25 protein-coding genes and 1 pseudogene are annotated in these 24,937 nt (G+C 68.2%); 15 read left to right on the top strand and 11 right to left on the bottom strand.

Annotated features, from left to right (window positions below):
• Position 1: 1 nt before the first annotated feature.
• Complete coding sequence (ctaD, locus tag CSX12_RS10635; RefSeq protein WP_017202822.1) at positions 2-1,735, top strand: cytochrome c oxidase subunit I; 1,734 nt, start codon at positions 2-4, stop codon at positions 1,733-1,735.
• 3 nt (positions 1,736-1,738) lie between these two features.
• Positions 1,739-2,173 carry a cytochrome c oxidase subunit 4 gene (locus tag CSX12_RS10630; protein WP_124895742.1) on the top strand — a complete coding sequence of 145 codons (435 nt, stop codon included), beginning with the start codon at positions 1,739-1,741 and terminating at the stop codon, positions 2,171-2,173.
• A gap of 67 nt (positions 2,174-2,240) precedes the next feature.
• Here the strand turns inward: CSX12_RS10630 and CSX12_RS10625 are convergent, their stop codons facing one another.
• The 7 genes and pseudogenes from CSX12_RS10625 to CSX12_RS10595 form a co-directional block, all read right to left on the bottom strand.
• A complete protein-coding gene (locus CSX12_RS10625; RefSeq protein WP_017202820.1) occupies positions 2,241-2,660 on the bottom strand; it encodes a rhodanese-like domain-containing protein in 420 nt (139 codons plus the stop codon).
• Between the two features lie 82 nt (positions 2,661-2,742).
• Complete coding sequence (locus CSX12_RS10620; RefSeq protein WP_017202819.1) at positions 2,743-3,264, bottom strand: GNAT family N-acetyltransferase; 522 nt, start codon at positions 3,262-3,264, stop codon at positions 2,743-2,745.
• Positions 3,261-3,416, bottom strand: a pseudogene (locus CSX12_RS10615) (RidA family protein); the annotation flags it as partial. The gene CSX12_RS10620 and the pseudogene CSX12_RS10615, both read right to left, overlap by 4 nt.
• Positions 3,417-3,566: 150 nt before the next feature.
• Positions 3,567-5,384, bottom strand: coding sequence for a cytochrome bc complex cytochrome b subunit (locus CSX12_RS10610; protein ID WP_017202817.1), 1,818 nt, complete (start codon positions 5,382-5,384; stop codon positions 3,567-3,569).
• Positions 5,381-6,457 carry a Rieske (2Fe-2S) protein gene (locus CSX12_RS10605; RefSeq protein ID WP_017202816.1) on the bottom strand — a complete coding sequence of 359 codons (1,077 nt, stop codon included), beginning with the start codon at positions 6,455-6,457 and terminating at the stop codon, positions 5,381-5,383. The genes CSX12_RS10610 and CSX12_RS10605 overlap by 4 nt, the downstream gene beginning before the upstream one ends.
• A gap of 36 nt (positions 6,458-6,493) precedes the next feature.
• The gene (locus tag CSX12_RS10600; protein ID WP_026049807.1) at positions 6,494-7,294 is read right to left on the bottom strand and encodes a cytochrome c; all 801 of its coding nucleotides are present in this window, start codon (positions 7,292-7,294) and stop codon (positions 6,494-6,496) included.
• Between the two features lie 20 nt (positions 7,295-7,314).
• Positions 7,315-7,872: a heme-copper oxidase subunit III gene (locus tag CSX12_RS10595; protein WP_017202814.1), complete on the bottom strand. Its 558-nt coding sequence runs from the start codon at positions 7,870-7,872 to the stop codon at positions 7,315-7,317.
• A gap of 288 nt (positions 7,873-8,160) precedes the next feature.
• On the opposite strand from CSX12_RS10595, the gene trpD reads away from it, so the two are divergent.
• Both trpD and CSX12_RS10585 read left to right on the top strand, forming a co-directional pair.
• On the top strand, positions 8,161-9,231 hold the full coding sequence (gene trpD, locus CSX12_RS10590; protein ID WP_017202813.1) for an anthranilate phosphoribosyltransferase: 1,071 nt from the start codon (positions 8,161-8,163) through the stop codon (positions 9,229-9,231).
• Between the two features lie 2 nt (positions 9,232-9,233).
• Positions 9,234-10,220, top strand: coding sequence for a PHP domain-containing protein (locus CSX12_RS10585; protein WP_206427068.1), 987 nt, complete (start codon positions 9,234-9,236; stop codon positions 10,218-10,220).
• Between the two features lie 19 nt (positions 10,221-10,239).
• Here CSX12_RS10585 and CSX12_RS10580 read toward each other — a convergent pair whose 3' ends face one another.
• From CSX12_RS10580 to CSX12_RS10570, 3 genes are all read right to left on the bottom strand, one after another.
• A complete protein-coding gene (locus CSX12_RS10580) occupies positions 10,240-11,178 on the bottom strand; it encodes a 5'-3' exonuclease (protein ID WP_124895740.1) in 939 nt (312 codons plus the stop codon).
• A gap of 74 nt (positions 11,179-11,252) precedes the next feature.
• A complete protein-coding gene (locus CSX12_RS10575) occupies positions 11,253-11,774 on the bottom strand; it encodes a hypothetical protein (RefSeq protein WP_241160432.1) in 522 nt (173 codons plus the stop codon).
• A 272-nt stretch (positions 11,775-12,046) separates the two neighbouring features.
• Complete coding sequence (locus CSX12_RS10570; RefSeq protein WP_124895739.1) at positions 12,047-12,604, bottom strand: hypothetical protein; 558 nt, start codon at positions 12,602-12,604, stop codon at positions 12,047-12,049.
• 239 nt (positions 12,605-12,843) lie between these two features.
• On the opposite strand from CSX12_RS10570, the gene rpsA reads away from it, so the two are divergent.
• The 10 genes from rpsA (at position 12,844) to CSX12_RS10520 (ending at position 24,169) form a co-directional block, all read left to right on the top strand.
• Positions 12,844-14,298: a 30S ribosomal protein S1 gene (rpsA, locus tag CSX12_RS10565; protein WP_017202809.1), complete on the top strand. Its 1,455-nt coding sequence runs from the start codon at positions 12,844-12,846 to the stop codon at positions 14,296-14,298.
• A 144-nt stretch (positions 14,299-14,442) separates the two neighbouring features.
• Positions 14,443-15,285: an ABC transporter ATP-binding protein gene (locus CSX12_RS10560; RefSeq protein ID WP_124895738.1), complete on the top strand. Its 843-nt coding sequence runs from the start codon at positions 14,443-14,445 to the stop codon at positions 15,283-15,285.
• On the top strand, positions 15,282-16,322 hold the full coding sequence (locus CSX12_RS10555) for an aliphatic sulfonate ABC transporter substrate-binding protein (RefSeq protein ID WP_017202806.1): 1,041 nt from the start codon (positions 15,282-15,284) through the stop codon (positions 16,320-16,322). The genes CSX12_RS10560 and CSX12_RS10555 overlap by 4 nt, the downstream gene beginning before the upstream one ends.
• Positions 16,319-17,176 (top strand): ABC transporter permease, encoded by an 858-nt coding sequence (locus CSX12_RS10550; RefSeq protein WP_017202805.1) that lies wholly within the window; start codon positions 16,319-16,321, stop codon positions 17,174-17,176. Before CSX12_RS10555 ends, CSX12_RS10550 begins: the two co-directional genes overlap by 4 nt.
• Entirely contained in the window at positions 17,167-19,176 is a 2,010-nt protein-coding gene (gene acs / locus CSX12_RS10545) for an acetate--CoA ligase (protein ID WP_017202804.1), read from the top strand. The genes CSX12_RS10550 and acs overlap by 10 nt, the downstream gene beginning before the upstream one ends.
• On the top strand, positions 19,173-20,477 hold the full coding sequence (locus CSX12_RS10540; RefSeq protein ID WP_017202803.1) for an O-acetylhomoserine aminocarboxypropyltransferase/cysteine synthase family protein: 1,305 nt from the start codon (positions 19,173-19,175) through the stop codon (positions 20,475-20,477). The genes acs and CSX12_RS10540 overlap by 4 nt, the downstream gene beginning before the upstream one ends.
• Positions 20,474-21,052, top strand: a complete 579-nt coding sequence (locus CSX12_RS10535) for a CoA-binding protein (protein ID WP_124895737.1) — start codon at positions 20,474-20,476, stop codon at positions 21,050-21,052. Before CSX12_RS10540 ends, CSX12_RS10535 begins: the two co-directional genes overlap by 4 nt.
• Before the next feature lie 32 nt (positions 21,053-21,084).
• Positions 21,085-21,684 carry a dephospho-CoA kinase gene (coaE, locus tag CSX12_RS10530; RefSeq protein WP_124895736.1) on the top strand — a complete coding sequence of 200 codons (600 nt, stop codon included), beginning with the start codon at positions 21,085-21,087 and terminating at the stop codon, positions 21,682-21,684.
• 46 nt (positions 21,685-21,730) lie between these two features.
• The gene (uvrB, locus tag CSX12_RS10525; protein ID WP_017202799.1) at positions 21,731-23,803 is read left to right on the top strand and encodes an excinuclease ABC subunit UvrB; all 2,073 of its coding nucleotides are present in this window, start codon (positions 21,731-21,733) and stop codon (positions 23,801-23,803) included.
• A gap of 15 nt (positions 23,804-23,818) precedes the next feature.
• A complete protein-coding gene (locus tag CSX12_RS10520) occupies positions 23,819-24,169 on the top strand; it encodes a TfoX/Sxy family protein (RefSeq protein ID WP_225855826.1) in 351 nt (116 codons plus the stop codon).
• Positions 24,170-24,172: 3 nt separating this feature from the next.
• On the opposite strand, the gene CSX12_RS10515 is transcribed toward CSX12_RS10520, so the two are convergent.
• Positions 24,173-24,415: a hypothetical protein gene (locus tag CSX12_RS10515; protein ID WP_017202797.1), complete on the bottom strand. Its 243-nt coding sequence runs from the start codon at positions 24,413-24,415 to the stop codon at positions 24,173-24,175.
• 44 nt (positions 24,416-24,459) lie between these two features.
• Between CSX12_RS10515 and CSX12_RS10510 the strand changes: the two genes are divergently transcribed.
• Entirely contained in the window at positions 24,460-24,903 is a 444-nt protein-coding gene (locus tag CSX12_RS10510; protein ID WP_124895735.1) for a MarR family transcriptional regulator, read from the top strand.
• Positions 24,904-24,937: the final 34 nt, after the last annotated feature.

Genomic DNA, 24,937 nt, shown 5'->3' with positions numbered 1-24,937 from the left:
CATGTCGACCACCGAAGCTCCTCGCACGGACGAGACACCCCGCTCCCGTCCCACCACTCTGCCGGCACGCCAGGCCGCTCTCATGAGCTCCTCGCGCGTCGAGCAGAAGGGCAACATCGTCGTCAAGTGGATCACCTCCACCGACCACAAGACCATCGGGTACATGTACCTGATCGCCTCCGTGCTGTTCTTCCTCCTCGGCGGTGTGATGGCTCTCGTCATCCGCGCCGAGCTGTTCGCGCCGGGCATGCAGATCATCCCGACGAAGGAGCAGTACAACCAGCTGTTCACGATGCACGGCACGATCATGCTGCTGATGTTCGCGACGCCGCTGTTCGCCGGCTTCGCCAACGCCATCCTGCCGCTGCAGATCGGTGCCCCCGACGTCGCGTTCCCGCGTCTGAACGCCTTCGCCTTCTGGCTCTTCCTGTTCGGCTCGACCATCGCGGTCGCCGGCTTCCTCACCCCGCAGGGTGCCGCCTCGTTCGGATGGTTCGCGTATCAGCCTCTGGCCGGTGCGTCGTTCTCGCCGGGTGCCGGTGGAAACCTCTGGATGGTGGGTCTCGGCATCTCCGGTTTCGGTACCATCCTCGGTGCCGTCAACTTCATCACGACGATCATCACGATGCGCGCCCCGGGTATGACGATGTGGCGCATGCCGATCTTCTCGTGGAACACGCTGATCACCAGCCTGCTCATCCTGATGGCGTTCCCGGTCCTCGCGGCAGCGATCTTCGCCGCCGCGGCCGACCGCATCCTCGGAGCCCACATCTACGACCCGGCCAACGGCGGCGTCCTGCTCTGGCAGCACCTGTTCTGGTTCTTCGGTCACCCCGAGGTGTACATCATCGCCCTGCCGTTCTTCGGCATCGTGTCGGAGATCTTCCCGGTCTTCAGCCGCAAGCCGATCTTCGGATACAAGACCCTGGTCTACGCGACGATCGCGATCGCCGCCCTGTCCGTGGCCGTGTGGGCCCACCACATGTATGTCACCGGCTCGGTGCTGCTGCCGTTCTTCGCCCTGATGACGATGCTCATCGCGGTGCCGACGGGTGTGAAGATCTTCAACTGGATCGGCACGCTCTGGCGAGGGTCCGTGACGTTCGAGACGCCGATGGTCTTCGCTCTCGGCTTCCTGGTCTCGTTCGTCTTCGGTGGTCTGACCGGTGTCATCCTCGCGGCTCCGCCGCTGGACTTCCACCTCAGCGACTCGTACTTCGTGGTGGCGCACTTCCACTACGTCGTCTTCGGCACCGTCGTGTTCGCGATGTTCGCCGGCTTCTACTTCTGGTGGCCGAAGTGGACGGGCCGCATGCTCAACGAGCGCCTCGGCTACGTGCACTTCTGGATGCTGTTCATCGGCTTCCACATGACGTTCCTCATCCAGCACTGGCTGGGCGTCGACGGCATGGTGCGTCGTTACGCGGACTACTCCGCTGCAGACGGCTGGACGTGGCAGAACCAGGTCTCCACGATCGGAGCGATCATCCTCGGCGCGTCGATGCTGCCGTTCTTCCTGAACGTCTGGATCACGGCGCGCAAGGCTCCGAAGGTCACGGTCAACGACCCGTGGGGCTACGGCGCTTCGCTCGAGTGGGCGACGTCCTGCCCGCCGCCCCGTCACAACTTCACGTCGATCCCGCGTATCCGCAGCGAGCGTCCCGCGTTCGACCTGAACCACCCGGAGGCGGCGGAGTTCGCAACGACCGCGCCCGGCGAGCGAGAGGCCCAGTAAGTCATGCGCGACAACGTCATCCTCTGGTGGATCCTGACCGCGTTCTTCGCCTTCATCGGCGTCGTGTACACGGGCTGGCACATCATCGCCACTCCCGACCCCGACTTCGCTTCGCGTGTCGAGTGGGTCGGCACCGTCGCGCTCTTCTTCGGGGCGTTCATGAGCGCCATGGTCGCGTTCTACCTCGACCGGACTCACAAGGCGCAGAACGGCGAGCTGCCCGAGGACATCCTGACCTCGGACATCGACGACGGCGACCCTGAGCTCGGCGAGTTCAGCCCGTGGTCCTGGTGGCCGATCGTCCTCGCGGCCTCCGCCGGCGTCTTCGTCGTCGGGCTCGCCGTCGGACACTTCCTCCTCCCGATCGGTCTCGGCATCTTCGTCGTGGCGATCGTGGGCTGGGTCTACGAGTACTACCGCGGGAACTTCGCCCGCTGAGTCCACCGCATTCAAGAAGGCCCCCGGATCATTCCGGGGGCCTTCTTCGTGCGCAGGGGGATCCGCGTCAGGCGCGGGTGCGGACCCGTGCGATGCCGGTCAGCGGATCGACGGGCCTCCGGTGCACGCCGTCCGCATCCTCGACGGGATAGCCTTCGCGCACCCAGTACTCGAATCCGCCGATCATCTCCCGCACGCGGTAGCCGAGCTTCGCGAACTCCAGGGCACCCTTCGCGCCCGCATTGCATCCGGGACTCCAGCAGTAGACGACGACATCGGCATCGGCGGGGATCTCGGCGGGCGCCCGGACGGCGATCTCGCTGTAGTGCATGTGCACGGCGCCGGAGACGCGTCCCTGTGCCCATGCCTCGTCGGAGCGCACATCGATGACGAAGAGCTCCTCGCCGGCCTTGAGCGCCGCATGGACGTCGCTGGCGTCGGTTTCGTAGGTGAGCTTGGCGGCGTAGAAGTCGGTGCGATCGATCATGCTCTCAGACTAGGTCCGGCGCACCCCGCGTCCGCAGCGGATTCCGGTCTCGTTGCGTCCGAATGCGGTCAGCGTCGCTTCGTCACAGCAGGGCGGTCATCTGCACGCGTGCGCCGTGACGGAAGAGCCCGAGCTCCGTCTCGACACGCACCAGGTCGGCCAGGAACGGAGAGTCGGGCGACGTCTCGACGAAGCCGCAGGAGGCGTAGAAGGGCGCGTTCCAGGGCACGTCCCGGTAGGTGCGCAGCGTGATCTGCGTGTGGCCGCGGGTTCGCGCCGTGCGGAGGGCCTCGGCGACCAGGCGGCGGCCGATTCCTCGCCGCCCGGACTCCGGCAGCACCGAGAGCTGTTCGAGGTGTGCGTGACCGTCGATCTCCAGGACGTGCACGAACCCGATCACGGCGGGCGAACCGGCCGCGTGGTCCGGCTGCTCCGCCACGAGGATGAACCCGGGGAGAGCAGACCGCTCCGCCGCCGAGGCCGGGGGAGGCCAGTCCGTCGCGCCGAAGCGGTCGATGAGCAGCGCGTCAGCGGCGGCCTCGATCTCCACGAGGGTCGCCGCATCCGTGGGGCGCGCCTGGCGCACCTCGACGGGCGTCGTCATTCGGCGGCGACGGCCGCGACCGCCTCGATCTCGACGAGCTGGTCGTCGTATCCGAGCACGGTCACGCCCAGGAGCGTGCTCGGGACGTCGTGTGTCCCGAACGCCGCGTGCACCACGTCCCAGGCCGCTACGAGGTCCGCCTGGCGCGTGGAGGGGGCGTCGGCGAGCGTGCTGGAGCGGATCAGCTGGACGACGGAACTCATGGTTCGATCCTCTCATCCGTGGACGACGAATCTCCTCCGTGAACGACGAAGAAGGCCTCGTCCACGGGGGACGAGGCCTTCTTGTCAGGGGAGGGGCGGTTACTCGCCGTCCTCTTCAGACTTCTTGCGACGAGGCTTCTTCACCGGCTCGGTGGAGATCACCGTGCTGGGGGTGTTCGGCGTCTCGTCGACGTGGGTCTCATCGACGGTGAGGGGAGCGTCAGGGAACCCGGCGCGCTCGTGAGCGCCCTGGATCTCTGCCGCCTCGGTCTCGTCGTTGTGAGCCGTGACGTGGTGCTGGTGCGCATCCGCTGCCTCGACCTCGGCCTGCGTGAGCGGGGCCAGACGGTCCTCGAAGAACCAGCGGGAGATCGCGGAGCGGAGGTTCTCCGTCCACGGGATGCGTCCCTTGGAGTTCGGGCGGACGACGAGCGGCTCGTAGGTGTCGACGTCGATGAGCTTCCAGCGGTCGTACTTGTCGACCGGCTGGTGCACCTCGATGAACTCGCCACCGGGGAGGCGGACGATGCGCCCGGACTCGAAGCCGTGCAGCACGATCTCGCGGTCCTTCTTCTGCAGCGCGATGCAGATGCGCTTGGTGACGAAGTAGGCGAGGATCGGGCCCAGGAAGAGCAGAGCCTGCAGCGTGTGGATGACGCCTTCCATCGTGAGCATGAAGTGCGTCGCGATGAGGTCGGACGATGCTGCAGCCCACAGGACCGCGTAGAACACGACGCCGGCGACGCCGATCGCGGTGCGGGTGGCAGCGTTGCGCGGGCGCTGGGCGATGTGGTGCTCGCGCTTGTCGCCCGTGACCCAGGCCTCGAGGAACGGGTAGATCGCGACGATGACGATGAACAGTCCGAGGACCAGGACCGGCGCGATGATTCCGAACGACCAGGTGTGGTCGAGGAAGACGATGTCCCAGTTCGACGGCGCCAGACGCAGCGCACCGTCCGCGAATCCGATGTACCAGTCAGGCTGGGTACCGGCGGACACGGGGGAGGGGTCGTAGGGGCCGTAGTTCCAGATCGGGTTGATCTGGAAGAACGTCGCGATCAGCACGATGGCACCGAAGACGATGAACAGGTAGCCGCCCATCTTCGACATGTACACGGGCATCATCGGGTAGCCGACGACGTTGTCGTTCGTGCGGCCGGGGCCGGCGAACTGCGTGTGCTTGTTGACGATCATGAGCATGAGGTGCACGACGATCAGCGCGATGACGAGCATCGGCAGCAGCAGGATGTGCAGCGTGTACAGGCGCCCCACGATGTCGGTGCCGGGGAACTCGCCGCCGAACAGGAGGAACGAGGTCCACGTGCCGATCAGCGGGAGACCCTTGATCATGCCGTCGATGATGCGAAGGCCGTTGCCCGAGAGCAGGTCGTCGGGGAGCGAGTAGCCCGTGAAGCCCTCGGCCATCGCGAGGATGAAGAGGACGAAGCCGATCACCCAGTTGAGCTCGCGCGGCTTGCGGAACGCACCCGTGAAGAAGACGCGGAGCATGTGCACGCCGATGCCGGCGATGAACACGAGCGCAGCCCAGTGGTGGATCTGACGGACGAGCAGTCCGCCGCGGAGGTCGAACGAGATGTGCAGCGACGACTCGAGTGCCGCCGACATCTCGATGCCGCGCATCGGGGCGTACGCACCCGTGTAGTGCGTCTCGACCATGGACGCCTGGAAGAAGAACGTCAGGAAGGTTCCGGAGAGGAACACCACCACGAAGCTCCACAGGGCGATCTCGCCGAGCATGAACGACCAGTGGTCGGGGAAGATCTTGCGTCCGAGTTCCTTGACGAACCCGGAGAGGCTGGTGCGCTCATCGATGTAGTTCGACGCGGCACCGACGAAGCGGCCGCCGAGGGGCGCCTTGGTGTCCTTCTCGTCCTTGGACAGCGTTGCGGTGCTCAATGGCGCTCCCAGAAGCTCGGGCCGACGGGTTCGGTGAAGTCGCTGCGAGCGATCAGGTAACCCTCGTCATCGACGGTGATGGGCAGCTGCGGCAGCGGGCGGGCCGCCGGGCCGAAGATGACCTTTGCGTGGTCCGTGACGTCGAACTGCGACTGGTGGCACGGGCACAGCAGGTGGTGCGTCTGCTGCTCGTACAGCGCCACGGGGCAGCCGACGTGCGTGCAGACCTTGGAGTAGGCGACGATGCCGTCGTAGGACCAGTCCTTGCGGTCCTCGGCCTCGATCAGCTGCTCGGGGCGCAGGCGCATCATCAGCACGATGGCCTTCGCCTTCTCCTCGAGGTAACCGTCGTGGTGGCTCAGCGTCGCGAGCTCCTCCGGGATCACGTGGAACGCGGAGCCCAGCGTGACGTCCGCAGCGCGGATCGGGGTGCCGTCGGGGTCGCGGACGAGGCGCGCGCCCTTCTCCCACATGGTGTGCTTGAGCAGCGCGACCGGGTCGCCCTTGGTGGGGTCATCCGGAGTCGAGTGCGGCGCGAGACCGCGGAAGAGCGTGACGCCGGGGATGATCGACGCGACGATGGCCGCGAACAGGGAGTTGCGGATCATCGTGCGGCGTCCGAATCCGGACTCCTCGTTGGCGTCGGCGAAGGCCTTGATGGCGGCCTCACGCGTCGAGTCCTTGCCCCGGGTGGGGTGACGGTGCTCGATGAACTCCTTGTCCGACATCAGCGCCTTGGACCAGTGGATCGCGCCGATGCCGAGGGCCAGCAGCGCGAGCGCGATGCCGAGACCGATGAAGAGGTTGTTCTGTCGGATGTCGATGAGCGCGCCGCTCTCGATCGGGAACAGCATGTAGGCGGCGACCGCCCAGATGCTCCCGGCCAGCGAGAGGTAGAACAGCGTGTAGACGGTGCGGACAGCGGCCTTCTCAGCGCGCGGATCCTTGTCGGTCATCCGCTCGCGGTGCGGCGGAAGCCCCGGGTTCTGCACGGGATCGCTGACTGCGACACCCAGCCCCGGAGAGGGCTGGTAGGCCCTGTCAAGAGCCTGCGAGTCGTCGTCGTGTGCCATGGTGCTCCTCGTACGTTCCTCTTCGATGAATAAGCGTCAGTTGGACTTCGCCGTGATCCACACGGTCACGGCGACGAGCGCGCCGATACCGAAGATCCACACGAACAGGCCCTCGGAGACCGGTCCGAGCGATCCGAGCGAGAATCCGCCGATCTGCACGGACTGCTGCTGGAAGAGCAGAGCCGAGATGATGTCGCGCTTGTCCTCGTCGGACAGGTTCATGTCGCCGAAGACCGGCATGTTCTGCGGGCCGGTGACCATCGCGGCGTAGATGTGCAGCGCGCTGGTCTCGGTCAGAGCGGGGGCGTACTTGCCCTCGGTGAGCGCACCACCGGCAGCGGCCACGTTGTGGCACATGGCGCAGTTCACGCGGAACAGCTCGGCGCCGTGCGCGACGTCGCCCTCACCGTCGAGCAGGCGCTCTTCGGGGAAGGTCGGGCCGGGGGCCTCGGACTGCACGTACGACGAGATCGCGAGGATCTGGTCCTCCGTGAACTGCGGAGCCTTCTGCGGTGCCTGCGGGCCCTGCATCTGCAGCGGCATGCGGCCGGTCGACAGCTGGAACTCGGTCGCCAGCTCGCCGACGCCGTAGAGGCTCGGGCCGTTGGCGGTTCCCTGCAGGTCGAGACCGTGGCAGGTGGCGCAGTTGGCCTGGAACAGCTTCTCGCCGTCCTCGACCGTCAGCTGCGTGGACGCGGACTGCGTGTCCGATGCGGCGAAAGCCGCGGATGCGCCGGCGTACACGGCTCCGGTGATCAGGAGGCCTGCGCCGATGAGGGCGGCCGCCGCCAAAGGGCTGCGACGACCGCGGGAACGGTGCTTCTTCTCTCGTGCCATCTCAGGGATCAGCTCCGCTCTTATTTCAGGAAGTAGATAACGAGGAACAGCACGATCCAGACGACGTCGACGAAGTGCCAGTAGTAGGACACCACGATCGAGGAGGTCGCCTCCTTGTGCCGGAAGTTCTTGACGGCGTATGCGCGGCCGATGACGAGCAGGAACGCGACGAGTCCACCGGTGACGTGCAGGGCGTGGAAGCCGGTCGTCAGGTAGAACGCGGAAGCGTAGGAGTCGGCGTTGATCGGCATGCCTTCAGCGACGAGCTGCGCGTACTCCCACACCTGGCCGGACACGAAGATCGCGCCGAGGGCGAAGGTGAGGAAGAACCACTCGACCATTCCCCAGCCGAAGAGGCGACGGCGGCCTGCACCGTTCTTCAGGCCCTTGCCGAGCTTGTAGGGCTGCAGGTCCTCTGCCGCGAACACGCCCATCTGGCACGTGAAGGAGGAGAGCACGAGGATCGCCGTGTTGACGGCTGCGAACGGAACGTTCAGGAGCTCGGTCCGGTCGGCCCACAGCTCCGGGGAGGTGCTGCGAAGGGTGAAGTAGATCGCGAAGAGTCCCGCGAAGAACATCACCTCACTGCCGAGCCACACAATGGTGCCGACAGCTACCGGGTTGGGCCGCTTAATGGTTCTCGCCGCCGGGGCATACGTCGCTGAGGTCGTCACCCCTCCATTATGGCCGATCCCCGGGCGTGATTCTTGCACTGACGCCCCTCGATTCGCCTCTCGGGGACTTAGGGGACCCTAAGAAAACACTGCGAATACCCGGTGAATCCGCGGGAAACAGGGGGTGGTCGCGGGGCGGGCGGCGTCGCGGAAGCATCTGCACGTTTTCTCCGCGCCGATAGGATCGCACACATGGCTGATTCGCTGACCTGGTCCGACGTGCTCACCTCGCTCCTGGAGCGTCGCGATCTCAGCGTCTGGGAGTCGACCTGGGCGATGCGCAGGATCATGCAGGGTGGCGTGAGCGAGGCCCAGCTCGCAGGGTTCCTCGTCGCGCTCCGCGCCAAGGGGGAGACGATCGACGAGATCGTCGGATTCCGCGATGCGATCCTCGAAGCCGCGGTGCCTCTTCCCGTCTCGCCCGACGTGCTCGACATCGTCGGCACCGGCGGAGATCGCGTCGGCACCGTGAACGTCTCGACGACCGCCGCGATCATCATCGGCGCGACCGGGGTCCCCGTCGTCAAGCACGGCAACCGCGCCGCCAGCTCGGCCTCCGGCTCCTCGGACGTGCTCGGTGCCCTCGGCCTCGAGCTCTCGCTCGACCCCGCCTCCGTCGCCTCGATCCTGGACCGGACCGGCATCACCTTCGCCTGGGCCGGCGCATTCCACCCCGGTTTCAAGCACGCGGGTCCCGTGCGGGCGGAGCTCGGCGTGCCGACGGTGTTCAACATGCTCGGCCCGCTGTGCAACCCGGCCCGAGCGGAGGCGAACGCGGTCGGCGTCGCGCAGATCGAGCGCGTGCCGCTGATCACCGGGGTGTTCCGCACGCGCGGTGCGACCGCCCTGGTCTTCCGCGGGGACGACGGCCTGGACGAGCTGACGACGACGGGGCACAGCCGGATCTGGGAGGTCACGCGCGGAGACATCCACGAGCACGACCTCGACCCGCGGGACCTCGGCATCCCGATCGCCGACCTCTCCGACCTCATCGGCGGATCGCCGCAGCACAACGCGGAGGTCCTCCGTCGCACGCTCGAGGGCGAGACGGGAGCTGTGCGTGACATCGTGCTCCTGAACGCCGCGGCCGGCATCGTCGCCTTCGAGCTGTCGCAGGACGCGGGTCAGGTGCAGCGGCCGATCCTCGAGCGCCTCCGGGAAGGGTATGAGAAGGCGTCGGCCGCCGTTGACGACGGCCGTGCGCTGGCGAAGCTCGACCAGTGGATCAGCGTGAGCCGCGAGCTGGCGGCTCCGAAGGTGTGACCGTGGATCCCGTCGACGCACTGCTCGAGATCGCCTCCCTGCTCGAGAGGGAGCGCGCGTCTCGGTATCGGGCGAAGGCGTTCCGCCAGGCCGCTGCCACGCTCCAGGATCTGCCGGATGACGTACGGGCCGACCCGACGAGACTGCGTGCGACCAAGGGCATCGGCGAGTCCACTTTCGCCGTGATCCGGCAGGCGCAGGCCGGTCAGGTGCCCGACTACCTGGTCGAGCTCCGCGGCGACGTGGAGCCGGAGCGTGTGTCGGAGCTCCGCTCCAAGCTCCGCGGGGACCTGCATGCGCACACCGACTGGTCGGATGGGACGACGCCCATCTCCGTCATGGCGGCGGCCGCACGTGCCCAAGGTCATGAGTATCAGGCGATCACCGACCACTCGCCGCGACTCCGCGTCGCTCGGGGCCTGTCGGCGGAGCGGCTCCGCGAGCAGATCCCGCTCGTGCGCGCCGAATCGGGCGACGGCTTCACGATGCTCGCCGGGATCGAGGTCGACATCCTCGAAGACGGATCGCTCGATCAGGAAGACGCGCTGCTCGGCGAGCTCGACATCGTCGTGGCGTCGGTGCATTCCAAGCTCCGCATGGATGCCCGTCCGATGACCGCGCGGATGCTCGCCGCCGTCGCGCACCCTCGGGTGAACGTGCTCGGTCATTGCACGGGCCGCCTCGTGCAGGGGGACCGGGGAACCCGTCCGCCGTCGCAGTTCGATGCGAAGGCCGTCTTCGCCGCGTGCGCCGAGAACGGGGTCGCCGTCGAGATCAACTCTCGACCGGAGCGACAGGATCCGCCTGACGAGCTCATCGCCATCGCCCTCGAGGCGGGCTGCCTCTTCTCGATCGACTCGGATGCGCACGCCCCCGGTCAGCTCTCCCTCCTCGACCACGGCGCCGAGCGGGCCGAGCGCGCCGGAGTCCCGGCCTCCCGGATCGTCACGACCTGGGGCCTTTCGCGACTGCTCTCCTGGGCGGAATGATCGGCCCCTGTCGAGGCGGTCAACCGGCGGGGCTGGCCGCCTTCGAGACGGCCGCCAGCGCACGCGTCATCGAGCCGCCGAGATTCCATTTCTCGGCGAGTGCTGTGGCCGCGTCCACCTCGGCGGGATCGAGGATGCGGAGCGGGACGTCGGGCGCGGTGATCGGCAGAGCCGTGGCGACGGCGACGACGGTCGGGGCGACGTCGAGGTAGGCGGAGGCCGCGAGGATCTTCGCCCGCACCCCGGCGCTCATGCCCTCTCCGGCTTCTGCCGCGGCGCGGATCCCCGCAAGGTCGGCGTGGGCCTGCAGCAGGGTCGCCGCCGTCTTCTCTCCGACGCCGGCGACGCCGGGGAGTCCGTCCGAGGCGTCGCCGCGCATGGTCGCGAAGTCCGCGTACTGGGAGGGGAGGACCCCGTACTTGGCGACCACGGTCGCGTCGGTGACGATCTCGAGGTTGCTCATCCCGCGTGCCGTGTAGATGACCCTGACGTCTCGGGAGTCGTCGACGAGCTGGAAGAGATCGCGATCACCGGTGACGATGTCGACGGGGATGTCGGCGTGGGTCGCGAGCGTGCCGATGACGTCATCCGCCTCATGCTCGGCGACCCCCACGATCGGGATGCCGAGAGCGGTGAGCGTCTCGCGGATGAGGGGGATCTGCGCCTCGAGCGGGTCGGGCACCTCTTCGATGTCGGGTCCGCTCGCGACCATCTCGACCACGCGGTGCGTCTTGTAGCTCGGGATGAGGTCGACCCGCCACTGCGGACGCCAGTCGTCATCCCAGCAGGCGATGACGTGCGTGGGCTCGTACATCGTGACGAGCTTCGCGATGATGTCGAGCAGACCACGGGCGGCGTTGATGGGCGAGCCGTCGGGGGCCGTCACCTTGTCCGGCACGCCATAGAAGGCACGGAAGTAGAGGCTGGCGGTATCGAGCAGCATGAGACGGTCGGTCACGGCGACAGTTTGTCACGGACTCCCGACAGCGGATCGACGGGCGCGCCGCGCCCCGCACCCGCGTCGCGCGGGGATCAGCATCCGGGTGCACCGGGATTCTCGGCGCACGTGAAAGCGACGAGCGCCGTATGCGCTTCGAAGATGCGGATCTCGCTGTCCGGACCGTCGACCGTGAGGTCGCCAGGGACCGCGGACCACCCTGCGCCGAGATCGACCTCCGCTGCGTATCTCACGGAGACGTGGGCCAGGTATGTGCCGCGGTCTTCATAGACGTGGCTCGTCGCGGTCGGAGTGAAGGAGAGCTGACCGAGCGCGGACCAGGTCCGACCGCCGTCGGCCGTCGTCGCCGTGCTGCCGTCTCCATGGACGAACGAATAGCTCGTGGGCGTGAAGCGCACGGCGATGGGAGCGCCGAAGAGCGTCAAGGTACGCGTGTGCGTCGTCGCCGTCGCGACGAAGTTCATCGGCATGCCGGCGATACCGAGGTTGCCCGGCTCGCCCGTCACGGCGATCTTCTCCGGGGCGAACTGCGCCAGATCGGTCATCGTGATGGGCCGGGCGGAGGGGGATGCCTGACCGGGCTCCGAGCGCTTCACCTCCTCCGGCTCGGTGGCACGGAAGCACCCTCGCGAGCTGTTCCAGTCGTCGAGGCAGGAGTCGAAGTCGAATTCGTGCGGTGGATACCACGGCGCCTCGAGCGCCCGAGGTGAGCCGGCGCGAGGGCCGCGCTTCCCCTCGGGGGAGTGTGTCGTCTGCGTCCCCGAGACCGTGACGCTCGCGTTGCCAACAGCTACATCTGCACCGCCAACGCCACTCCCGTCACCCGCGGCTGACTGGAAAATCAGGAGTAGGGAGAGGAGAGCTGACGCTACGTCGCGCATTTCGCTTCAGGCTCTCGATCCGCGTGGTCCACGACGAAACCTTGCTCAAGGTGTCGAAAAGTCACCCTAAGAGGATTCACATCCGGCCTGTCAGGCTCAGTGACCGATTGTCCGGAGCCGTCCACAACGTCGGACGCGCTGACATCAATGCACACAATGGCGAGAACCTCTTTGAAGGGAGGTTCGGTGCGAAGGCCTTCAAAATAGACAACGCTCATTCGGCCGACGAACGCGTAGCCTGCGGCGTGCAGTTCCGAGAGCGTCTTTCGATCGGCGGCTTCGAAGTCGCCGCTCGAGATACGAAACACAGCTTCGAATGTGGTCGGGTCGCTCAGGTCCACCGCATTGAGTGCGTCGGTGTACGCGCGGTAGGTCTCTTCCGCCGCGGCGAAGGCCTCCTCCTCTGAGGCGAAGGCGGCTTTCGGGGTGGGGGTCGGAACCGGGGCGGGGCCGCAGGCGGCGAGCGGGGCGGCGGCCACGAGGGTGGCGAGGATGCGGAGCAGGACGGACCGGCGCGGGGCGCGGGGCGGAGTCGGCGGAATCACCCCGTCACGGTAACTCGGTCCCGGGAGCGCCCGGATGAGTTATCCACAGGCCGGCCGCTGCGAAATCCGACTCGCTCGGGCGGTCCATCTTCTGATAGCCTGAACTGTCACTCGTGGCGTGCATGCGCGTGCCCTCGTGGCGAGAAAACCAAAATCCAACCGCTGTGAAGCATGCTGTCGGCCGTGCGCGGCCTTTGCCTCCCAGCCCGAGTCTCCATTCAACAAGGACAACCCACTACATGACTACCGCAACGACCGCCCCGGCCACCAAGCAGGTCGCCATCAACGACATCGGATCTGCTGAGGACTTCCTGGCCGCGGTCGAGAAGACCCTGAAGTTCTTCAACGACGGCGACATCATCGAAGGCACGATCGTCAAGATCGACCGCGATGAGGTCCTCCTCGATGTCGGATACAAGACCGAGGGTGTCATCCCCTCGCGCGAGCTCTCGATCAAGCACGACGTCGACCCCAACGAGGTCGTCGCCGTCGGTGACCAGGTCGAGGCCCTCGTTCTCCAGAAGGAGGACAAGGAAGGCCGTCTGATCCTCTCCAAGAAGCGTGCGCAGTACGAGCGCGCCTGGGGTGACGTCGAGAAGATCAAGGAGAACGACGGCGTCGTCACCGGTACGGTCATCGAGGTCGTCAAGGGTGGACTCATCGTCGACATCGGACTCCGTGGCTTCCTGCCCGCGTCGCTCATCGAGCTGCGCCGCGTCCGCGACCTCACGCCGTACCTCGGCCAGGAGATCGAGGCGAAGATCCTCGAGCTCGACAAGAACCGCAACAACGTCGTCCTGAGCCGCCGTGCGCTGCTCGAGCAGACGCAGTCGGAGTCGCGCACCACGTTCCTGAACAACCTGCACAAGGGTCAGGTCCGCAAGGGTGTCGTCTCGTCGATCGTCAACTTCGGTGCGTTCGTCGACCTGGGTGGCGTGGACGGTCTCGTGCACGTCTCCGAGCTGTCCTGGAAGCACATCGAGCACGCCTCCGAGGTCGTCGAGGTGGGCCAGGAGGTCACCGTCGAGATCCTCGAGGTCGACCTCGACCGCGAGCGCGTCTCCCTGTCGCTGAAGGCGACGCAGGAGGACCCGTGGCAGGTCTTCGCCCGCACCCACGCGATCGGTCAGGTCACGCCGGGTAAGGTCACCAAGCTCGTTCCGTTCGGTGCGTTCGTGCGCGTCGCAGACGGCATCGAGGGCCTGGTCCACATCTCCGAGCTCTCCAGCAAGCACGTCGAGCTGGCCGAGCAGGTCGTTTCCGTCGGCGAAGAGGTCTTCGTCAAGGTCATCGACATCGACCTCGAGCGTCGTCGCATCTCGCTGTCGCTGAAGCAGGCCAACGAGTCGGTCGACCCCAACGGCACCGAGTTCGACCCGGCCCTGTACGGCATGCTCGCCGAGTACGACGAGAACGGCGAGTACAAGTACCCGGAGGGCTTCGACGCCGAGACCGGTGCGTGGAAGGAAGGCTTCGACGCTCAGCGCGAGGCATGGGAGCAGGAGTACGCTGCAGCCCAGGCTCGCTGGGAGGCGCACAAGGCTCAGGTCGTCAAGGCGGCCGAGGCCGAGGCTGCGGCCGGAGACGACTTCGGCGGCCAGTCCTTCACCAGCGAGGCCGCCGGCGCCGGCACCCTCGCGGACGACGAGGCTCTCGCCGCTCTGCGCGAGAAGCTCTCGGGTGGCAACGCCTAAGTAACACTCGGACAAGGGCCGTCACCCCGCCTCACGGCGGGCGTGGCGGCCCTTTTCGCATGCCTGCACGCGGACACGGATCCTGCGTGACGGAACATTACGGCCGCATTCGTAACATTCCATCCGCCCCGCCAGCATGGAGAAATGACCGCTCTGCTCCCTGCGCCGCGCACCGCCGTGACGTCCTCGTCCGCGGGGGCGGCTCAGGCCGTGCGGCTCGACGGCATCGAGCGGTCGTTCCCGATCGCGCAGGGCCGCCGCGATGTGCTGCGCGGGGTGGACCTCGACATCGCAGCGGGGGAGATCGTGGCCGTCGTCGGCCCCTCCGGCTGCGGGAAGTCCACGCTCCTCCGCCTCGTCGGTGGTCTCGATGCCCCCACCGGCGGACGCATCCGCCTCGACGGCACGGCTGTCGCCGACGTCGACGAGCGCACCGCGATCGCCTTCCAGGAGCCGCGGCTGCTCCCGTGGCGCACGCTCGCCCAGAACGTCGAACTCGGCCTGCCCCGCTCGACGGCACGCCGAGCGGGACGCGAGCGGGTTCGCGAGCTCCTGCAGCTGGTGGGCCTCGAGCACGCCGCCGACCAGCGGCCCCGTGAGGTCTCCGGCGGCATGGCGCAGCGCGCATCTCTCGCCAGAGCGCTCGCCCGCAACCCCGGTGTGCTGCTGCTGGACGAGCCGTTCGGTGCACTCGACGCGCTGACACGGCTGCGGATGCACGATCTGCTGTTGGAGATCCACGCCGCCGAGCCGACGACCGTCCTGCTCGTGACGCACGACGTCGAGGAAGCCCTCTACCTCGCCGACCGCGTGCTGCTGCTGCGCACGCTCGGCGGCGACGACGAGCCCTCGATCGCCCGCACGGTCGCCGTGCCGGGCGCTCGCCCGCGGGACCGCGCCGATCGCGGCCTCGCCGACCTGCGCGCCGACCTCCTGGAAGGTCTCGGCGTCGACACCCACCACCGCACCACCGAGGAGTCCCGATGAGCACCATCACCCGCCGCATCATCCCTGCGATCGCGATCGCCGGGACGATGATGCTCGTCGCGACCGGCTGCGTGGCCGGCGAGAACGCCAAGGCCGACGACGACAACGACGCCGCGGCGAGCGGGGAGTGGTCGTCCGACACGCTGTCCATCGACTTCGCCACCTACAACCCGCTGAGCCTCGTGATCCGCGATCAGGGGATCCTCGAGGAGATCCTCGGCGACGACGTCGAGGTCGAGTGGATCCAGTCCGCCGGCTCCAACAAGGCCAACGAGCTGCTGCGATCCGGATCTGTCGACGTCGGGTCGACCGCCGGCTCCGCCGCTCTCCTGGCACGGGCCAACGGCTCGCCCATCCAGGTCATCGACATCTACTCGCAGCCTGAATGGTCGGCCATCGTCGTCGGTCCGGACAGCGACATCACCTCGCTGGAAGACCTCAAGGGCGCCTCCGTCGCCGCCACGAAGGGCACCGACCCCTACTTCTTCCTCCTGCAGGCACTCGAAGAGGGCGGGCTCTCGCTCGCCGACGTCGAGGTGCAGAATCTCCAGCACGCCGACGGACGGGCTGCGCTCGACGGCGGCTCCGTCGACGCGTGGGCGGGCCTCGACCCCATCATGGCCGCCGCCGAGGTGGAGTCGGGCGACAAGCTCATCTACCGGAACGTCGACTTCAACACCTACGGCTTCCTCAACGCGACCGAGGACTTCGTCACGAACCACCCCGACCTCGCGCAGGCCGTCGTCGACGCGTACGAGCAGGCACGCGAGTGGGCGCTCGAGAACCCCGAGGAGACGGCGGCGCTGCTGGCCGAGGTCGCCGGGATCGACCCGGCCGTCGCCACCACGGTCATCCAGGAGCGCTCGAACCTCGACGTGAGCGGCATCCCGGGGGAGGATCAGGTCGCCGTGCTGGAGAAGATCGCCCCCGTGCTCGTCGAGTCCGGGGATGTCCAGGGCGGCCAGGAATCCGTCGACAAGGCGCTCTCCACCATCGTGAACGACACCTTCGCGAAGAAGGCGGTCGGGGACGAGTGACCGACCTCGACCAGCGGGTGATCGTCCCGGCGGACTCGCGCGACGCGCTCGAGTCCGCGGCGGGACGTCGCCGCCCTGCCACCGGAGTCCGACGCTGGGGGGACCGGCCGCTCGTCCGCATCCTCGGCGGGCTGCTGCTGCCCGCTGCGATCCTGCTCACCTGGCAGATCGTCACCGCATCGGGTCTCGTCGAGCCGTACCGGCTGCCCGCACCCGCCGCCGTCTTCGAGGCCGGAGTGGAACTGGCGGAGAGCGGACAGCTGTGGACGCACATCGCGATCTCGGTGCAGCGCGTGCTGCTCGGCTTCGCCATCGGCTCGGTGATCGGCCTCGCCGTCGCGGGACTCGTCGGGCTGTCCCGGCTGGGTGACATGCTGCTCAGCCCCACGCTCGCGGCGGTCCGGGCCGTGCCCTCGCTCGCCTGGGTGCCTCTGCTGATCCTGTGGATGCAGATCGGCGAGGAGTCCAAAGTGACCCTGATCGCCATCGGAGCCTTCTTCCCGGTCTACACGACCGTGGCCTCGGCGCTGCGACACGTCGACCCGCAGCTGGTCGAGGCGGGACGCTCGTTCAGCCTCCGCGGCTGGTCGCTGTTCCGCACCGTGCAACTGCCCGCGGTCGTCCCCTCGGTGGTGGCCGGTCTGCGGCTCGCGCTCGCGCAGGCCTGGCTGTTCCTCGTCGCGGCGGAGCTGATCGCGTCGTCGATGGGACTCGGGTTCCTGCTGACCGACTCGCAGAGCACGGGCCGTGTCGACCGCATCCTGCTCTCCATCGTGCTGCTCGCGCTGCTCGGCACGATCACCAACGGTGTTCTCGCACTGCTGGAGAAGTTCCTGCTGCGCCGATGGACGTGACCGACACCGAAGCGCGGCTGCAGGAGACCCGCGTCTACGAGCCGTCGAACGCGTTCCCGGATGCGAACGTCACTGGGGAGGTCTACGCGCGGGCGGCGGCCGATCCGGTGGCGTTCTGGGAGGAAGCGGCCCGCCGTCTGGAATGGGCGGAGCCGTGGCGCACCGCGCACGAGTGGGAGCCGCCGACCGACGGGGCGATCCCCGCGGCGCGGTGGTTCGTCGGCGGGAGACTCAACGTGGCCGTGAACTGCGTCGACCGCCACGTCGAAGCCGGGAAGGGCGAGAAGGTCGCCCTGCACTTCGAGGGCGAGCCCGGCGACCGTGTCTCCGTGACCTACACCGACCTCCAGCAGCGGGTCTCGCAGGCGGCGAACGCGCTCACCGAACTCGGCATCGAGCCGGGGGACCGGGTCGTGATCTATCTCCCCGTTCTCGTCGAGACGGTCGTGATCACACTCGCCTGCGCGCGGATCGGCGCCGTGCACTCGCTGGTGTTCGGGGGCTTCTCCGCGGAGGCGGTCCGCTTCCGCCTCGAGGACACGGCCGCGAAGCTGCTCGTGACCAGCGACGGGCAGTTCCGGCGCGGGACCGCCACCGAGGTCAAGTCGACCGCCGACCTCGCTGCGGCCGGGCTCCCCGACCTCGAGCATGTGCTCGTGCTGCGTCGAACCGGGCAGGAGGTGCCGTGGACCGCGGGGCGTGACGTGTGGTGGCACGACATCGTCGACACCGCCTCGCCTCGCCACGAGGCGCAGGCGTTCGACGCCGAACATCCGCTGTTCATCATCTACACCTCAGGGACCACTGGGAAGCCGAAGGGGCTCGTGCACACCTCGGGCGGGTACCTGACGCAGGCGAGTTGGGCGCACTGGGCGCATTTCGACGCCCGGCCCGACGACGTGCACTGGTGCACGGCCGACCTCGCTTGGGTCACGGCGCACACGTACGAGATCTACGGACCGCTGTCGAACGGCCTCACGCAGGTCATCTACGAGGGGACGCCGGACGCACCGCACCGCGAGCGTCACCTCGAGATCATCGAGCGCTACGGGGTGACGGTCTACTACACGGCTCCCACGCTGATCCGCACGTTCATGACCTGGTTCGGCTCCGCCCTCCCGGGCGGGCACGACCTCTCCACCCTGCGGCTGCTCGGCACCGTGGGCGAGGCGATCAACCCTGAGGCCTGGGTATGGTTCCGCCGGAACTTCGGTCGTGACGAACTGCCCGTCATCGACACCTGGTGGCAGTCCGAGACCGGCGCCGCGATGATCGCGCCGCTGCCGGGTGTGACGAGCCTCAAACCCGGCTCGGCGTCCGTACCACTGCCGGGGATCGACGTCGCCGTCGTGGACGAGGACGGCGCGGAGGTGCCTCCCGGCCGGTCCGGCACGCTGGTCGTGCGTCGACCGTGGCCGGGCATGGCCCGCACCGTCTGGGGGAACCCGACGCGGTACCGCGACGCGTACTGGGCGGCCTATGCCGGCAAGGGAGAGCACGGCGGGTTCTACGTCGCCGGTGACGGGGCGACGAGGGATGCCGACGGCTACATCTGGATCCTGGGCCGCCTCGACGACGTGGTCAACGTCTCGGGCCACCGTCTGTCCACGATCGAGATCGAGTCCGCCCTCGTCGCGCACGACACCGTGGGCGAGGCCGGCTCGGCCGGGGTGTCCGATCCGGTCACGGGACAGGCCGTGGTGGCCTTCGTCACCCCGTCCGGTCGCGCGGAGGTCGCTCCGTCCGCGCTGCGTGCCCAGGTCGCCGCGGCGATCGGTCCCGTCGCGAAGCCCAAGCACATCGTGGTCGTGCCCGATCTGCCCAAGACCCGCTCCGGGAAGATCATGCGGCGACTCCTGGCGCAGCTGTGGGAGGCCGAGCAGGACCGCCGGATCGGCAGAGAGCCCCCGCCGCTCGGCGACACGACATCGCTGCAGAACCCCTGGGCCGTCGACGACATCGCCGACGTGCTCGCCGCCGCTGAACTGAGGACATCATGACGGAAGAACACCGCTTCGGGTTCCGGACCAGAGCCCTGCACGCCGGAGGAACCCCGGACGCCTCGACCGGCGCGAGGGCGGTCCCGATCTACCAGACCACGTCGTTCGTGTTCGACGATGCCGCCGATGCGGGGAACCTGTTCGCGCTGCAGAAGTACGGCAACATCTACTCCCGGATCGGCAACCCCACCGTCGCCGCGCTCGAAGAGCGTCTGGCCTCGCTCGAAGGCGGCATCGGTGCGGTCGCGACCGCCTCCGGCATGAGCGCGGAGTTCATCACGTTCGCCGCTCTCGTGGGCGCGGGCGATCACGTCGTCGCCGCCGCGCAGCTCTACGGCGGCACGGTGACGCAGCTGGACGTGACGCTGCGCCGCTTCGGTGTGGAGACCACCTTCGTCGCCTCGACGGATCCCGCGGACTTCGCGGACGCGATCCGGCCGGAGACGAAGGTCGTCTACGTCGAGATGATCGGCAACCCCTCCGGCGAGATCGCCGACATCGAGGGACTGGCCGCCGTCGCCCACGCTGCCGGTGTGCCGCTCGTCGTGGACGCGACCCTCGCCACCCCCTACCTCGCGCGTCCGCTCGAGCACGGCGCCGACATCGTCATCCACTCGGTCACGAAGTTCCTCGGCGGCCACGGCACCACCCTGGGCGGTGTCGTGATCGAGAAGGGGACGTTCGACTGGGGCAACGGCAAGTTCCCGCAGATGACCGAGCCGGTCGAGTCGTACGGCGGCATCAAGTGGTGGGACAACTTCGGCGAGTACGGCTTCCTCACCAAGCTCCGCTCCGAGCAGCTGCGCGACATCGGCCCCGCACTCAGTCCGCAGTCGGCGTTCAACCTCCTCCAGGGCATCGAGACGCTGCCGCAGCGCATCGATGCGCACCTGGCCAACGCGCGCATCGTGGCGGACTGGCTGGCCTCCGACCCGCGCGTCTCCTACGTGACCTGGGCGGGACTCGAAGGGCATCCGCACCACGAGCGCGCGGCGAAGTATCTGCCGCTGGGCCCTGGCTCCGTCTTCGCGTTCGGCGTCGCCGCCGACGACGGCCGGGCCGCGGGGGAGCGGCTCATCGAGAACCTGCAGCTGGCCTCGCACCTGGCGAACATCGGCGATGCCCGCACCCTGGTCATCCATCCCGCGTCGACCACGCACCGTCAGCTCACCGACGAGCAGCTCGTCGCGGCGGGCGTGCGCTCCGACCTGATCCGCATCTCCGTGGGATTGGAAGACGCCGACGACATCATCTGGGATCTGGACCAGGCCCTCACCACGGCGACAGGAGCGAACCGATGAGCGGGACGACCGCGGGCGATGCGTGCGAACTGCCTCCCGTGACGGATGCGGCGGCCTGCGCCCTCCCCGGGGCGGCGCCGACCGTGCCGGGGCGGACCTGGGTCGGGCCCTCCCAGCAGGAGCGGTTCGGTCTGCTCCGCCGCGCGAAGTCCGTCGCGATCGTCGGAGCATCCAACAACCCCGCGCGGGCGTCGTACTTCGTCGCGACGTATCTGCTGTCGAGCACGGCCTACGACGTGTACCTGGTGAACCCGCGAGAGACGGAGATCCTCGGCCGGCCCGTGTACGCCTCGCTGGGCGACCTGCCCGTGCGGCCGGACATCGTCGACGTGTTCCGTCGCCACGACGACCTTCCCGGCGTCGCGCAGGAGGCGATCGAGGCCGGAGCCCGGACGCTGTGGCTGCAGCTCGGCTCGTGGAACGAGGATGCCGCGGCGATCGCCGAGGGAGCGGGGCTTTCGGTGGTGATGGACCGCTGCATCAAGATCGAGCATGCGCGGTTCCACGGCGGCCTGCACCTCGCCGGGTTCGACACGGGAGTGATCAGCTCCCGGCGGCAGCTGCTGGCGAGGTGAGGGGCGTCGGCCGCCGAGCCTAGACTGGCGGCATGCCCCTCATCGCGCTCACCGGAGGCATCGCGTCCGGCAAGTCGACCATCGCGCGGCGCCTGGCCGAGCACGGCGCCGTCGTCGTGGACGCCGACCAGATCGTGCGCGACGTGCAGTCCCCGGGCTCGCCCGTGCTCGCACGGATCGCCGACACGTTCGGCAGCGCGGTGGTCGCCGCGGACGGCTCGCTCGACCGGGCCGCGCTGGGGGCGACCGTGTTCGGCGACCCCGACCAGCTCGCGCAGCTGAACGCGATCGTGCACCCCGCGGTGCGGGAGGAGTCGCAGCGCCGATTCGACGCGGCTCTGGCCGCCGACCCCGACGCCGTGGTCGTGTACGACGTTCCGCTTCTGGTGGAAGCGCGCGTCGACGATCCGTGGGACGTCATCGTCGTCGCTCACGCGCCGGCAGCGATCCGCCATCGCCGTCTCGTGGAGCTGCGGGGCATGGACGAGCGGGCCGCACAGGAGCGGATCGACGCCCAGGTCTCGGACGACAGTCGACTCGCGATCGCCGACGTCGTGATCGACACCTCGGATACCATCGAGCGGACGCGCGAGCAGACCGACGCGCTCTGGGAACGGCTCAACGCACGCTGAGGGCGGACACGGCCTCGATGTCGGAGGGGCGGCATACGCTGGAGGTATGCAACCCACGCGCAGTGTCCGTCCCTTCGAGGTCATCAGCGAGTACGCGCCGGCCGGAGACCAGCCGCAGGCGATCGCCGAGCTCGCAGCGCGCATCAACGCCGGAGAGACCGATGTGGTGCTGCTCGGCGCCACCGGTACCGGAAAGTCCGCGACCACTGCCTGGCTCGTCGAGCAGGTGCAGCGCCCGACACTCGTGCTCGCGCACAACAAGACCCTCGCCGCACAGCTCGCCAACGAGTTCCGCGAACTGATGCCGAACAACGCCGTCGAGTACTTCGTCTCGTACTACGACTACTACCAGCCAGAGGCCTACGTGCCCCAGACGGACACCTTCATCGAGAAGGACTCGTCGATCAACTCCGAGGTCGAACGGCTGCGGCACTCGACCACCAACTCGCTGCTCAGCCGCCGCGATGTCGTCGTCGTCTCGACCGTCTCCTGCATCTACGGTCTCGGCGCCCCGGAGGAGTACCTCCGGGCGATGGTCGCGCTGCAGGTGGGGGAGCGTTATGACCGCGATGCGCTGATCCGCCAGTTCATCGCCATGCAGTACAACCGCAACGACGTCGACTTCTCGCGGGGGAACTTCCGGGTGCGCGGCGACACCATCGAGATCATCCCCGTCTACGAGGAGCACGCGATCCGCATCGAGCTCTTCGGCGACGAGATCGAGGCGCTGTACTCACTGCACCCGCTCACGGGCGAGGTCATCGAGAAGCTCGACGCCGTGCCGATCTTCCCCGCCTCCCACTACGTGGCAGGCACCGATGTCATCCAGCGCTCCATCGGGACGATCGAGCACGAGCTCGAGGAGCGGCTGAAGGAGTTCGAGCGTCAGGGCAAGCTGCTCGAGGCCCAGCGTCTGCGCATGCGCACGACGTTCGACCTCGAGATGCTCCAGCAGCTCGGCTTCTGCTCGGGCATCGAGAACTACTCGCGGCACATGGACGGCCGCATGCCGGGCGAGCCGCCGCACACGCTGCTCGACTTCTTCCCGGACGACTTCCTGCTGGTGATCGACGAGTCGCACGTGACCGTGCCGCAGATCGGCGCGATGTACGAGGGCGACGCGTCCCGCAAGCGCACCCTCGTCGACCACGGCTTCCGGTTGCCGAGCGCGATGGACAACCGGCCGCTGCGGTGGGATGAGTTCAAGAACCGCGTCGGCCAGACCGTCTACCTCTCGGCGACGCCGGGCAAGTACGAGATGGGCATCGCCGACGGCGTGGTGGAGCAGATCATCCGCCCGACCGGCCTCGTCGACCCGGAGATCGTCGTGAAGCCGTCGAAGGGGCAGATCGACGACCTCCTCGAGGAGATCCGGGTGCGCGTCGAGCGCGACGAACGCGTGCTGGTGACGACCCTCACCAAGAAGATGGCGGAGGAGCTCACGGACTTCCTCGGCGAGCACGGCGTCCGGGTGCGCTACCTGCACTCCGACGTCGACACGCTCCGCCGCGTCGAGCTGCTCAGCGAACTGCGTGCCGGCGTGTACGACGTCCTCGTCGGCATCAACCTGCTGCGTGAGGGTCTCGACCTGCCGGAGGTCTCGCTCGTCGCGATCCTCGACGCCGACAAGGAGGGCTTCCTGCGCTCCGGCACGTCACTGATCCAGACGATCGGTCGCGCGGCCCGCAACGTCTCCGGCGAGGTGCACATGTACGCCGACAAGATGACGGACTCGATGGCCAAGGCGATCGAGGAGACCGATCGTCGTCGCGAGAAGCAGGTCGCCTACAACAAGGAGCACGGCATCGATCCGCAGCCGCTCCGCAAGCGCATCGCCGACATCACCGAGGTGCTGGCGCGCGAGGGCGCGGATACGGCCGAGATGATGTCGGGTCGGGGGCGCGCGACGGGCAAGGGCAAATCCCCGACACCGAACCTGCGCCGTACGGGCATCGCCGCCGAGGGCGCGCAGCAGCTCGAGGCCACGATCCAGGATCTGTCCGATCAGATGCTGGCGGCCGCAGCGGAACTGAAGTTCGAGCTCGCCGGCCGTCTGCGCGACGAGGTGCAGGATCTCAAGAAGGAACTCCGCGCGATGGAGCGGGCCGGGCACGCCTAGGCAGGAGTCGATCGGATGGATGCGGCTGGGAACGAGCTCGCGGACCGGGTGAGGGCGCTCCTGAGCGCGGACGCCGCGATCGAGGAGCGGCGCATGTTCGGGACCAGGGCGTTCCTGGACGACGGCCGGATCCTCGTCGGGGCGCGGCCCGGCGGCGTCCTCCTGGTTCGCGTCGATGACGAGAACGGTGCCGCGCTGCTCACGCAGCCGGGGGTATCGCGCGCGGTGATGGGAGCGCGCACGATGAGCGCGGGCTGGTTGGACGTGGTCCCGGAGGTGTTGGGCGACGACACGGCTCTGATGTTCTGGCTCGACGTCGCGCGCGAGTCGACGGGATCGGCCGTCGCCGACTCGGAATCGGAGTGACCGCTACGGGCAGTGCACCAGGGGCTTCGGGCCGGAGCGGTCGATCTCATGCTGCGTCATCGGAGCGCCGCACAGGGGGCAGGCGCGTTCGGCACGCTCCGCCGCGCTGGGCGGCGGGGTCTTCTCGTACGGTCCGACCGAGGCGGGTCCCGCGAACCGGATGAGGTTCGAGTTGACCCAGGAGTACAGCCCTCCGGCTTCACGGATGCGGGTGCGGAGCGGCGGGCGGTCGGCGTCGTGAGACATGTTCATTAGTGTACTAATGATTAGTGCCGATGTATAGTCGCCTTGTGATCGCATCCGATGACCTGCTCCGTCTGGAGAACCAGCTCTGCTTCGCCCTGGTGACGGCCGCACGCAACGTCGTCGCGCTCTATCGGCCGATCCTCGAGCCGATGGGCCTGACGCACCCGCAGTACCTCGTCATGCTGGCGCTCTGGGAGCGATCGCCGCGCACGCTCAACGATCTCGCCGCCGACCTCGCGCTGGAGCCGGCCACCGCGTCACCCCTGGTGAAACGGCTGGAGGCGGACGGACTGGTCGCCCGCCAGCGCAGCGCCGAGGACGAACGGCGACTGGAGATCACGCTCACGGACGCGGGGATGACGCTACGGGACCGGGCCGTCGACGTGCCGCGTCAGGTGATGGCGGCTGTCGGCATGGATATCGGCGAGATCGCTGCGCTCCGGGACGGACTCGCGCCCTTCGCGGGCCGCCGCCCCGATCTCGGCTGAGACACAGGGGGGTCATCCCCTCACGGTGTCCGCG

The sequence above is a fragment of the Microbacterium sp. Y-01 genome, assembly GCF_003856715.1.
In the GTDB taxonomy this organism is placed as follows: Bacteria; Actinomycetota; Actinomycetes; order Actinomycetales; family Microbacteriaceae; genus Microbacterium; species Microbacterium algeriense.
Note: the sequence above shows the minus strand (reverse complement) of the source record. Positions and strands in the feature narration are given on the sequence as shown.

Coding starts and splice junctions, on each gene's coding strand:
- CSX12_RS10560 (WP_124895738.1), top strand. CDS start 14,443: ATGACCGCTCTGCTCCCTGCGCCGCGCACCGCCGTGACGTCCTCGTCC.
- CSX12_RS10555 (WP_017202806.1), top strand. CDS start 15,282: ATGAGCACCATCACCCGCCGCATCATCCCTGCGATCGCGATCGCCGGG.
- CSX12_RS10540 (WP_017202803.1), top strand. CDS start 19,173: ATGACGGAAGAACACCGCTTCGGGTTCCGGACCAGAGCCCTGCACGCC.
- ctaD (WP_017202822.1), top strand. CDS start 2: ATGTCGACCACCGAAGCTCCTCGCACGGACGAGACACCCCGCTCCCGT.
- CSX12_RS10595 (WP_017202814.1), bottom strand. CDS start 7,872: ATGTTCTTCGCGGGACTCTTCGCGATCTACTTCACCCTTCGCAGCACC.
- CSX12_RS10630 (WP_124895742.1), top strand. CDS start 1,739: ATGCGCGACAACGTCATCCTCTGGTGGATCCTGACCGCGTTCTTCGCC.
- CSX12_RS10605 (WP_017202816.1), bottom strand. CDS start 6,457: ATGGCACACGACGACGACTCGCAGGCTCTTGACAGGGCCTACCAGCCC.
- CSX12_RS10515 (WP_017202797.1), bottom strand. CDS start 24,415: ATGTCTCACGACGCCGACCGCCCGCCGCTCCGCACCCGCATCCGTGAA.
- trpD (WP_017202813.1), top strand. CDS start 8,161: ATGGCTGATTCGCTGACCTGGTCCGACGTGCTCACCTCGCTCCTGGAG.
- CSX12_RS10600 (WP_026049807.1), bottom strand. CDS start 7,294: ATGGCACGAGAGAAGAAGCACCGTTCCCGCGGTCGTCGCAGCCCTTTG.
- CSX12_RS10535 (WP_124895737.1), top strand. CDS start 20,474: ATGAGCGGGACGACCGCGGGCGATGCGTGCGAACTGCCTCCCGTGACG.
- uvrB (WP_017202799.1), top strand. CDS start 21,731: ATGCAACCCACGCGCAGTGTCCGTCCCTTCGAGGTCATCAGCGAGTAC.
- rpsA (WP_017202809.1), top strand. CDS start 12,844: ATGACTACCGCAACGACCGCCCCGGCCACCAAGCAGGTCGCCATCAAC.
- acs (WP_017202804.1), top strand. CDS start 17,167: ATGGACGTGACCGACACCGAAGCGCGGCTGCAGGAGACCCGCGTCTAC.
- CSX12_RS10520 (WP_225855826.1), top strand. CDS start 23,819: ATGGATGCGGCTGGGAACGAGCTCGCGGACCGGGTGAGGGCGCTCCTG.
- CSX12_RS10620 (WP_017202819.1), bottom strand. CDS start 3,264: ATGACGACGCCCGTCGAGGTGCGCCAGGCGCGCCCCACGGATGCGGCG.
- coaE (WP_124895736.1), top strand. CDS start 21,085: ATGCCCCTCATCGCGCTCACCGGAGGCATCGCGTCCGGCAAGTCGACC.
- CSX12_RS10625 (WP_017202820.1), bottom strand. CDS start 2,660: ATGATCGATCGCACCGACTTCTACGCCGCCAAGCTCACCTACGAAACC.